Annotated in this window: 8 protein-coding genes; 4 read left to right on the top strand and 4 right to left on the bottom strand. The window is 62.0% G+C overall.

Annotation, left to right across the window (positions count from 1 at the left end; genetic code table 11):
• Nucleotides 1-176 precede the first annotated feature (176 nt).
• The gene (locus BW940_RS20190) at nucleotides 177-1,820 is read left to right on the top strand and encodes a thiamine pyrophosphate-binding protein (RefSeq protein ID WP_076610957.1); all 1,644 of its coding nucleotides are present in this window, start codon (nucleotides 177-179) and stop codon (nucleotides 1,818-1,820) included.
• A gap of 130 nt (nucleotides 1,821-1,950) precedes the next feature.
• On the opposite strand, the gene BW940_RS20185 is transcribed toward BW940_RS20190, so the two are convergent.
• The 3 genes from BW940_RS20185 to BW940_RS20170 form a co-directional block, all read right to left on the bottom strand.
• Nucleotides 1,951-2,955 carry an ornithine cyclodeaminase family protein gene (locus BW940_RS20185; RefSeq protein ID WP_076610956.1) on the bottom strand — a complete coding sequence of 335 codons (1,005 nt, stop codon included), beginning with the start codon at nucleotides 2,953-2,955 and terminating at the stop codon, nucleotides 1,951-1,953.
• A gap of 376 nt (nucleotides 2,956-3,331) precedes the next feature.
• On the bottom strand, nucleotides 3,332-3,571 hold the full coding sequence (locus tag BW940_RS22280) for an SDR family oxidoreductase (protein WP_328586636.1): 240 nt from the start codon (nucleotides 3,569-3,571) through the stop codon (nucleotides 3,332-3,334).
• Nucleotides 3,572-3,726: 155 nt separating this feature from the next.
• The gene (locus tag BW940_RS20170) at nucleotides 3,727-4,995 is read right to left on the bottom strand and encodes an MFS transporter (RefSeq protein WP_076610955.1); all 1,269 of its coding nucleotides are present in this window, start codon (nucleotides 4,993-4,995) and stop codon (nucleotides 3,727-3,729) included.
• A gap of 215 nt (nucleotides 4,996-5,210) precedes the next feature.
• Here BW940_RS20170 and BW940_RS20165 point away from each other — a divergent pair, with 215 nt between their 5' ends.
• Both BW940_RS20165 and BW940_RS20160 read left to right on the top strand, forming a co-directional pair.
• Complete coding sequence (locus tag BW940_RS20165) at nucleotides 5,211-6,389, top strand: thiolase domain-containing protein (protein WP_076610954.1); 1,179 nt, start codon at nucleotides 5,211-5,213, stop codon at nucleotides 6,387-6,389.
• Nucleotides 6,386-7,810 carry a zinc ribbon domain-containing protein gene (locus tag BW940_RS20160; protein WP_076610953.1) on the top strand — a complete coding sequence of 475 codons (1,425 nt, stop codon included), beginning with the start codon at nucleotides 6,386-6,388 and terminating at the stop codon, nucleotides 7,808-7,810. Before BW940_RS20165 ends, BW940_RS20160 begins: the two co-directional genes overlap by 4 nt.
• A gap of 285 nt (nucleotides 7,811-8,095) precedes the next feature.
• Here BW940_RS20160 and BW940_RS22270 read toward each other — a convergent pair whose 3' ends face one another.
• A complete protein-coding gene (locus BW940_RS22270; protein ID WP_076610952.1) occupies nucleotides 8,096-9,682 on the bottom strand; it encodes a transposase in 1,587 nt (528 codons plus the stop codon).
• 633 nt (nucleotides 9,683-10,315) lie between these two features.
• Here BW940_RS22270 and BW940_RS20145 point away from each other — a divergent pair.
• On the top strand, nucleotides 10,316-10,573 hold the full coding sequence (locus BW940_RS20145) for a hypothetical protein (protein ID WP_076610950.1): 258 nt from the start codon (nucleotides 10,316-10,318) through the stop codon (nucleotides 10,571-10,573).
• The last annotated feature ends 45 nt before the right edge of the window (nucleotides 10,574-10,618 follow it).

Here is a 10,618-nt window from a genome sequence, read left to right as displayed (position 1 = left end):
GCGTCTTGGTGCACACTTGCCGCCTCCTCGTTCCTTCCGCAAACATACCTCGATAAGCCGCCGCTGTCACGCGATTCGTCTCCTAACTAAAGACGAATGCAAAGGTTTCCATTGTTCGAGTCTTCGGGAGTTGGGCCGTCCTAAAGATTTACGCTGGATACGCATAAAGGATACTTATGAACGTCAACGAAGCGATTATTGATTATCTAGTAACTAATAGAATCGACACGCTCTTCGGGATTCCGGGGAAGCAATCGCTCCCGTTGAACGAGACCATCAGCGAGCGCGACGACATCGAGTTCGTCATGGCGCGCCACGAGACCGCGGTCTCACATCAGGCGTGGGGATATGCGGAAACGAGCGGGAAGATGGCCGCGACGGTCGTGATCCCCGGGCCGGGCGATATGAACGCGATGAACGGGCTGAAGAACGCGCTCAACGACTGCACGCCGCTGCTCCACATCGCCGTCGAGACCGAACCCGAGGTCCGCGGTGGCGACGGCATTCACGAGACGCCGCCGGACACCTACGACAACGTCGTCAAGGAGAACATCACCGTCGAGACGCCCCAGAGTACGGTCGCCGAACTCCAGCGCGGGATCGACGCCGCACTGACGGCACCGATGGGGCCCGTCCGCATCGGCATCCCGAAGAACTTCCTCAAGATGGACACCGAAGTTGCCGAACCCGGCGAAATCGAGCGCCAGTCGTTCGGCGACGTGCCGGAGACGAAAGTCGAACAGGCGGCCGACCTGCTTGCGGGTGCATCCGCGCCGATCATTGTCGCCGGCGGCGGCATCCGTGCCTCCGGCGCGAGCGACGAACTACGAGCCGTCGCCGAGCGCCTCGAGGCCCCGGTCGTCCTCACCTACAAGGGGAAAGCGGTGTTCCCCGACGACCACGACCTCGCCGGCGGCGTCCTCTGTGGCGGGACCGGCACAGCACAAAAAGAACTCATCGCCGACTCCGACGCCGCGCTGGGCATCGGGACCGACTTCGACGCGGTCACCATGCAGAACTGGTCAATCGACGTCCCCGACGACCTCGTCCACGTAACCCTCGACGCCGACGACATCGGAACGGGCTACGATCCAGCGGTTGGCATCGTCGCCGACGCCGCGGACACGCTCGAGGCGCTCGACGAGGCGCTCGCTGACCGCGAAATCGCCAGCGGGGGTGGGCCACAGCGGGCGCGCGAGACGCGCGCGGCCATCGACGACCGGCTCTCGGAACTGCGCGCAGTCACGGAGGCTCCCCTGACCTCGGTCAGCGCGCTCGAGGCGATCCGCGAGGGAACCCCCCGAGATGCGATCGTCGCCGTCGACGCTGGCGGGTTCCGGCTCTGGACGCTGCTGACGTTCCCGACGTACGAGCCGCGAAACTACGTCAATCCGGGCTCGTGGGCGACGATGGGTTCGGGACTGCCCTCGGCGATCGGGGCGAAAAAGGCGAACCCCGACCAGGACGTCGTGGCGCTCACCGGCGACGGCGGCCTGCTGATGTGCATTCACGAACTCCACACGCTCGCGGGCGAGGACATCGACGTGACAGTGGTCGTGTTGAACAACAGCGACTACGCGATCATCAGCGAGGAGGCGGGTCGAAGCTACCGGATGGACCCGGGCGAGTACGGCTGGGAGTCCGCGCCGGTGTCGTACACGACGGTCGCCGACGGCCTCGGCATCGACACCATGCGCGCCGAAACGACCGAGGACGTCGCCGCGACGGTCGCCGAGGCCATCGAGAGCGACGGGCCGACGCTCGTCGAGATCCCGACCGACCCCGACGAGCCCCAATCGAGCGTCCTGATGAACGAGTAACGACGGTCGATTTCCGCCAATCCTGATTTGCCACCAACCGCTTCCCGACCATCCTGCTGTTTCGTTTGTTCGATCCACCTGTGTCTCACTCGAGCGTAGCGGCCGCGGTCAGTGTTGATTCGACGACGATCTACGGAAGCCGGCCCGTCAGCGCCTCACTCGCCGGGGCGAACGAGATCGTCGAACCGAGGTCCCGCTTGCGCGCCCGCTCGTAGAGCATGTGCGCTGCGGCGGCCGTCTCGATTCCCGTCCCGCCGCTGTCGAACACCGTGATTTCGTCGTCGCTCGTGCGTCCGGGGACGGTTCCGGCGACAACCTCGCCCAGATCGCCGTGGATGTGGTCTTCCGTGACGGCTCCCGCCTCGAGCGCCGCGAGGAACGCCCCGGCGTCGAACGTCGCACGCTCTCGCAAGTCTGGCACGTAGGTAGCCTGTTCGATCGTCGACATGTCGATCTCGCGGCTCCCCTCCTGATACTGGCCCATCGCCGTCACGTGCGTGCCGGGCTCGAGGTCGTCGCCGTCGAACACCGGTTCGCTCGATTTCGTCGCCGTGATGACGACGTCTGCGCCCTCGAGTGCGGCCGCGCTCGAGTCGACGGCGTGGACGTCGGCCTCGAGTTGCTCGTCGAACTCGCTCGCGAACGTCGCTCGGTTCTCGGGGGTCGGCGAAAAGACGCGAACCTCCTCGAAGTCACGCACGGTCGCGGTCGCGTGAACCTGCCCGCGAGCCTGCGAGCCGCTTCCGATAACGGCGAGCGTTGTCGCATCGTCGCGGGCGAGTTCGTCAACGGCGACAGCACCGGTAGCACCGGTTTTGAACGGATTCATGCTCGCCCCGTCGAGGACGGCGAGCGGTTCGCCGCTCTCGGCGTCGAACAGCGGCGTCATGAACCAGGCGTTGCCCGCCCCGAAGCCGGAAGTGTACATGTAGCCACCGATCGCGCCCGTTTCCGGGAGCAAGGCGGCGTAACTCGTGAACATCCCGTCGGGGTCCGATCGGAAGAATTTCTGGCGCGGGTAGGCTGGTGCTCCCTCCCCGACCTGTCGGTAGCCATCCCTGACGGCGTTGACGTACTCGGTCGGTGTCGCGAGACCATCGATTTCGGCACTGGTGAGAAACAGTGTGTCTGTCATATACAGGCATTCACACCCGAAGGAGAAAAAGACCGTCGATATCGTCGCTCGAGGCGGCGGTCCGCGACGGAACGGTCACGCTCATCTCTCCAGCATTGCAACGAGTAGTTGGAATAGTTGCACTACCAAGTGTTCCGACCGAGTGCAGTATAATCATTGGCGGCCACATTGTCGAATACCACGTCTCTCACCACTGTAACGCTGTTTCTCGTCTCGTGTGTGAACGGATACTCGGTGTTGATCGCACTCAGTCCTTCCGAACACACGAATGTATATATTATCGTTGGCGACGATCGGAGATGCTATTTCTGCACATAATTGTAACCCTCTCTTACGCTGGTCAACCCACAAGTTATTACAACCATATGGTTGTAAGCTAAACCGACACAGCGTTGCCGTTTGCAGATCTCAGATTCGACGACCCCACCCCACCGTCGATTGGAACCGCGACACCGTCGATGAACTCCGAACACGGCGAGGAGAGGAACGCAACGGTGTTCCCCAGTTCCATCTGATCGCTGGTCCGGCCCACCGGAACGTTCGAGCCGTGTGCCTCGAGCAGCCGCTGTACTCCGATCCGGGAAACGGCGTTGCAGAACGTTACGGTGTCGTCCACGACCGCGACGGCATGACGGGTGTGTCGGAGCCTCGTCCAGCAGCGTTTCTGATCGGGGATGAGCGGAACCATCGAACACGTGTGGGTCGCCGACGAGTGGCCGCCATCGCCGCCGTACGACGAACTCGAAGCTCGTCGTTCTCTCGACGACGAGTTCAGGCACTCACGTCGTCAGCGGCCGCGTAGCCGCCGTTGAGCCGAACGTACAGGCCAAACGAGAGCGCCGCGCCGATCAACGCGAACACGGACAGCATCGCGAAAAAGGCCATCAGCTGGAACGAGCCGAGCACGAAGCCGCCGAGGGCGATACTCGCCGATCCGAAGCCGAACTCGCCGAGGTACGTGTAACCGTAGGAGAGCCCCCGGGTATCGGCCGGTGTGTGGACGGCGACGGCCTCCTGGTAGAACGGCTGGATGGCAAAGAGGAAGAAGCCGATTACACCACACAGCGCGAGCAGCGGGAGCAATCCCAGTGAGGTGACTGGAACGAACACCAGCGCTAGCACCGCGAGGATGACGAAAATCGACAGCAGCCCGCGTTCAGCCGCGATACGGTTGGTGAGCTTCCCGCCGGCGTACTGGCCGGCCATGCCGACCACGAGCAGGCCGACGTAGATGTAGTCCGCCGGCTGGATACCCTCGAGGCCGGCACCGAGCGCAATATCGCCCATGACGGGCAGTCCGTGGAGAATCTCCGGCAGGTACGTAAGCATGCCGCGGTAGAACAGCCCTTCGAAGGTGACGATAGCGAAGACGACGGCGAACGCGCTCGCAAAGAGTGTGCGGGAGTTCGAGAGCAGGTCGGAGAGTGTCATCTCGTCGTTCGGGCCCGCCTCGACGTCGTCTTCGACCGCCGCGGTCGGATCGAAATCAGCTTGCAAGCCATACAGCGCGGCGAGCACGCCCGGAACGGCAAGGATCGCAGCGACGTACTGCCACTCGAGGAAAATCAACAGCGTGGCAGCGACGAACGGACCGAGCGCGATCCCGACGTTCCCCGCGATGCCGTGCCAGGCGAAGACGGTCCCTCGTTCGTCGACACCGGTGCTGATGAGTGCGAGGCCGGCGGGGTGGTAGATACTCGCGGCGACACCCCAGAGGACGAGCCCGACGGCGATGGCGTAGATGGAATCGGCGATCGAGGCAAGTGCAAGGATAATAAACGACGCGCTCATGCCGAGTAGACAGAGCAAGATCAGCCGTTTCGTGCCGTATCGATCGGCGAGGATGCCACCGGGAAGGGCACCGAGGCCAAACGGTGCGTACCCAAGCGCAACGATGATTCCAAGCAGTGCGACGGAGACGTCGAATTCCGCGAGCCAGACGACGAGAAAGATCGGAATTGAGGTCTCGAACCAGTGGACAAGCGAGTGGCCCGCCATAGTAAATCCGGCGATCGACCGGTCGTTAGTATTGAGTCCCATAGATTCTCGTTCGTACTGTAGTACGTACAGACGGACGGCGAAAGTACTTATTTATTCGGATGTGGTACGGTACTCTCCCGCAACGTATTGGACGACGGACGTCCGAGATCGGACACCCAAACGTATATTTTGATCGAGTGTGTGGTATAATTTGCCATGATTAATGGCACCTGGTAGCGATGTACTTATTTCGATGGACTGAGCACGTATTCGGTATGCGAGATGCATATCTAATCGGAGCCGGGCAGTCGCCGTACGGTGCCTTCCCGGACGAGAGCTATCGGTCGCTGTTTCGGACAGCGTACGAGGCGGCCGTCGAGAGCGTCCCGAACGGCCTCGAGAGCGACGACGTCGACGAGGCGTTCGTCGGGACCCTCGGCGTCGGGGGCCGCCAACTCGGGCTACCGGGGCCGGCCGTCACCGAACACGTCGGGCTCGATGGCGTCCCGTGTACGCGGGTCGAAAATGCCTGTGCAGCGAGCGGATTCGCCGTGCGACAGGCCATCCAGGCCGTCAAATCCGGAATGGCGGACGTCGTCCTCGCGGGCGGGTTCGAGGTCATGACCGACATGAGCTCCGACGCGACGAAGTACTGGCTCGGCGTCTCCGGCGAGACCGAGTGGGAACGGCTCTCCGGCACGACGTTTTCGGGCGTCTACGCCCAGATGGCCAGCGCCCACATGGACGCCTACGGGACGACGCGAGAACAGCTCTCCCGCGTCGCCGTCAAAAACCACGCGAACGGCGCGAAAAATCCCCACGCACAGCTCGGCTTCGAGTGTTCGCTCGAGGACGCCCAGTCGGCCCCGGTCGTCGCGGACCCGCTGAATCTCTATCACTGCTGTCCAACCTCCGACGGCGCGGCCTGTGCGCTGATCGTCAGCGAGGACGTCGTCGACGACTACACCGACGAGCCAATTCGGGTCGCCGGCGTCGGCGCGGGCAGCGACACCGTCGGGCTCTTTCAGCGAGACTCCTACACGGGCGTTCCTGCGAGCCAGCAGGCGGCCGAGGCGGCCTACGAGATGGCAGAGATCGAACCCGGAGCCGTGGACTTCGCGGAGGTCCACGACTGCTTCGCCATCGCCGAGTTGCTCGCCTACGAGGACCTCGGGTTCTGCGAGAAGGGCGACGCCGGCGCGTTCGTCGAGTCGGGTGCGACGCGACTCGAGGGCGAACTGCCGGTCAACACGTCCGGCGGCCTCAAGTCCAAGGGCCACCCGATCGGTGCGACGGGTGCTGGACAGGTCGTCGAGGCGTTCAAACAGCTCTCGGGGACCGCGGGCGACCGACAACTCGAGAACCCGACGCGGGGGCTGACACACAACGTCGGCGGCAGCGGCGGTGCGGCCGTCGTCCACGTCTTCGAGAAGGAGACGGAGGTGAACGCATGACGGGGATCACCGCCGTCGGTGCGTACGCGCCACGGTTCCGGATCACCTCGGAGGCCTTTACCGAAGCCTGGGGCCAGTTCCAGGCGGCCGGCATCGCAGAGAAGGCCGTTCCCGCCGCCGACGAGGACGCCCTGACGATGGCTTACGAGGCAGCCACCCGGGCGCTCGAGGCCGCCGACTGTACCGGCAAAGACATCTCCTGGCTCGGCTTTGCCACCTCGAACCCGCCGCTGGCTGAAGAAGACCTTACGGCGCGCCTCGGCGCACTGCTCGCGCTGCCGGCAGATTCGACGCGCCACGTCTTCACGGGGAGTACGCGCGCCGGAACGCGTGCGCTCTGGGCGGGGATGGACGCCGTCGACGCGGGCTCGAAACGGGGACTGATCGTCGCGGCTGACGCGCCTCGAGGCGAGCCGGACGATGCGATCGATCAGGCTGCTGGCGCGGGGGCAGCGGCGTTCGTCCTCGAGACGGACGGCGAGGCGACGATCGTCGACCGCGCCGAGTACGCGGCCGCCTACCCCGGCACGCGGTTCCGGGAAACCGGCTCCGAGACGACCGACGGCCTCGGCATCACGCAGTACGACCGGCAGGCGTTCGCCGAGACGATCGGCGGGGCCGTCGACGGCCTCGAGCGCGATCCGGAGCCCGACGCAGCGGCGATTCAGGCACCCGATGGGAAACTCCCCTATCGCGTCGCCGGGCCGGCGGGCGTCAGCACCGATGAGATTCAGGCGGTCGCGACGGTCCACGACCTCGGCGATCTCGGGGCCGCGAGCGTGCCGGTCTCGCTTGCACGCGCACTCGCCGACGGCCACGAATCGGTGCTGGCCGTCTCCCACGGGAGTGGGGCCGGGGCGGACGCGTTCGTCCTCGATTCGTCAGGTCCCATCCCCGCCGCCGTCGACCTCGAGGGCGGCGACACGCTGTCGTACGCCGAGTACCTTCGCCAGCGCGGCGTCGTGACGAGTGGCCAGCCTGCAGGCGGTGGCGCGTACGTCAGCGTCCCGACGTGGCAACGCTCGCTCCCCCAGCGCTACCGCCTCGAGGCCGGCCGCTGTCCCGACTGCGGTTCGCTTTCATTCCCACCGGGCGGGGCATGTGACGACTGTGGCTCGCTCGCGGAGCCGACACCGGTCGAACTCGCGGGAACCGGCACGATCGAGGCCGTAACGACGATCTCACAGGGCGGTGCGCCGCCCGAGTTCGCCGAACAGCAGGCCCAGTCGGGCGATTACGCCGCGGCGATCGTCGCCCTCGAGAGCGACACCGGCGACACCGTCAGCGTGCCGGCGATGGGAACCGATGCGGAGCCCTCGGTGTTTTCGGTCGGCGACCGCGTCGAAACGACGATCCGCCGGATTTACACACAGGAGGGCGTCACCCGATACGGGTTCAAGATCCGCCCCGCCGCGGAGTAACGCGACACAGGCGAGTGACTCCCTCAAGGATTTGTTTTTCTATTCAGGGGCAGCGAATACACCATATTACGATTTATAAATGTCGCGACGTCCATAGCCAGTGTTTCGGAGGATGGAGTGTTTCACGGCGTGTTTCACGCAGATTCCCCCTCGATTCGTCCAACGGAGTCAGAATCAACGACCGACTTCTGAGTCGAATTTCAAGAACTTGAGAAGATTAGCCCGGAATCGTCGCCGAGAGGGAGCGTTTCCACTCACAGCAGGCACGCCGAGGTCGCCGTTGAACTAGTCTCCCGGAACCAGCGCAGACGAGACCAACTCGACACATTCCCCAGCCGTCAGAACTGGTGCATAGTCCATCTCAGCGTCGACACCGGCTTTCAACAGGAAATCGGTGAGCCGCCAGATGTTGTGCAACAGCACTGCGAACACGAAGTAGAACAGCCGGACGCGGTAGTCTTTCGAGGACGTTTTCGCTAAGAAGTCGTACTTGATCGACTTATACTCGTTTTCGATCTGCCACCGACGGCTGTACCGCTGGCAGAACGCCTCAGCCTCAGCTGGTTCGACTCGGAGATTCGTTGCGAAGACGGCTGCGCCCTCGCTTTTCGTCGATGGCACATAGAGGAACTGCATTGCGTGTGATCCGTGGTCAGTGTGAACCGTCGCTGATTCGACGGCCACGTCCTGCCCATCGTCGTCCATTGTCTCGATAGCTGCTCGCTCAGCGCTGTACGTTCGCTTGGGGATCAGATAGTTCACGTCGAGATTCGAGAGCGTCTGGTAGACTGGCTTCGCGTCGAATTCGGAATCGCAAAGCACCATCTCGATCGGCACGAGTTCCTGCGCGCGGCGAACGAGTCGGCGGACTACACGATGAATCCGATTCGGTGGATTGCTGTCCCACGGGGAACTCTCGCGGACGGGCTCGACCGCTAAGATGATCGGTATATTCCAGCCAACGATCGAGAGCGTCGCAAATTTGAATGCTCGCTCGTCACCTTCCTTCGTCCCACTAACCATCGCCATCCCCTCGACATCGCCGTAATACCGAAGCGTCGTGATGTCGATGGCTACCGTCACAGGACGACCGAACGAGATCTCCGACTGGATGACCGAGAGTAGTCGCTCAGTCGCTTCGTGGAAGCCGTCAAACAGCTGGTCAGGATCGAACTGTTTGACCGTGCGAAGGTGCGTATCACCATGCGGGCCATACTGCTTCCCGCGCCGGAATTGAAACCGGGTTGCGCCCTGTGACGTTCCACATCGAGCCATCCCGAGAAACGTCTGAAGTTCGAGAAAGCGATTGTCCTCGTACATCGCGTTCTGTGCTCTGCCATAGTCGAACGACTCAAAAACGTGATCGCGGGCGAGACGGGTCGTTCGAGCGATTTGGCCGTCAGTGAACGTCGGTCGGCTCTCAGCGTCGTCGTCTTCAAACAGTGACGGTTCAACTTCCTGTAGTGGGCGAACCTCAGGAGCGTAGAAGTCTGCCTCGTGGACCTCCCAGACGAGAGCGTGAGCTCCGTTGGTTACGAAGCCGCGACCTTCCTCGTCGAATCGATTGCGCCACGTTCGTGACAGGACTGACTCATCAGGGATTCGCTCCAGCCCGAAGATGTCTGCCAGTTCTTGCTGGCGCGTCAATGATCGGTAGCTCTCCCCAGTGATTTCTCGATAGTAGAACAGCTTGACCATACCCCGAAACGAATACGATGTAGGATGCCACTCGGGGTACTGATCCTCGGGAAACGCGAATGGGTGGTCAAGTGCTGCAAACGCTCTGTAGAGACTGGCTCCCCGTTCTAAGCGTTTCTTGAGTTCAATTGAAATGGCAAACGTATCCGACATTCGGGGAGTGTAGGATATCATTAGGCCGTATCGTAATTCATGGAGGTAGGCGTGTTCGGTCTTGCTATTGGTAGATAACGGACTGGACGCCATACTCAAGAGTAACATCGACGGACGAAGCAGGGGTGACAAGCAAACCCTGGTTTACTACTAGAGGGCTTTATTAAACCTACAGGGGGCGACAGGATTCATTGTTTGACAGTTTGTTCGACATCGTAGACTGTGGCTGCGAGAGTGATTTCACGGAACTGGTACTATGCTGGTGCTCGGACGGCAATAGTTGTCCGGGCGCGTGATCACTGACTTCGCGGTTTCACAGGGTGAGTACTGACTGTAGAGATTATGTCTCACGAGAATAGGTACCTAAATGAGAGTGTTTCAGCAGAGCCAAAAACATTTAAACTTACAACCAAACCTGAGTAGTATGGCTGAGCTTCCGCGTGTCCGACTGGCCGACGCGATAACGCATCTCTTGCTTGCGCTGCTCTTTCTATTACACGTCGATACCGCCGAACTCCCGCTACTCAGGACAGCCGCGATTGTTTTCTCGATGGTGCTTGCCCCTATAGCCGCCGCTATTATCCTATACAAAGTGTATATATACCTAAATACAATAATAAGATTTAATAGTATAGATTAGAAGATATTATCTGTATGTCAGGAAATGAATACGGTCGACGACAGTACCTCAACAAGGTTGGTTCCCTCGCGGTCCTCGGCCCCGCCGCTGCAGGCGTGGCCCGTGCGGATCGCTCGGGACTCGACACGCGGTCGGCCACGGACGCCGGCATCGACGAAGCAGTTGCCAATCTGGTCGACGAGAGGAAGTACGAACAGGCACGTCGGCTCCTCGAGCGTCACGATCGGTACTTCCCAACCGGTATGAGTGCTGGAGCTAAAGCGTTGATCTGATGTGGAAGATGTCTGGTTAAGTGAATGTGTTCAAAACCCCTCAAC

This window comes from Natronorubrum thiooxidans (assembly GCF_900156475.1).
Taxonomy (GTDB): Archaea; Halobacteriota; Halobacteria; order Halobacteriales; family Natrialbaceae; genus Natronorubrum; species Natronorubrum thiooxidans.
The sequence above is the reverse complement of the archived record's forward strand: the minus strand, read 5'-3'. Positions and strand labels throughout refer to the sequence as shown.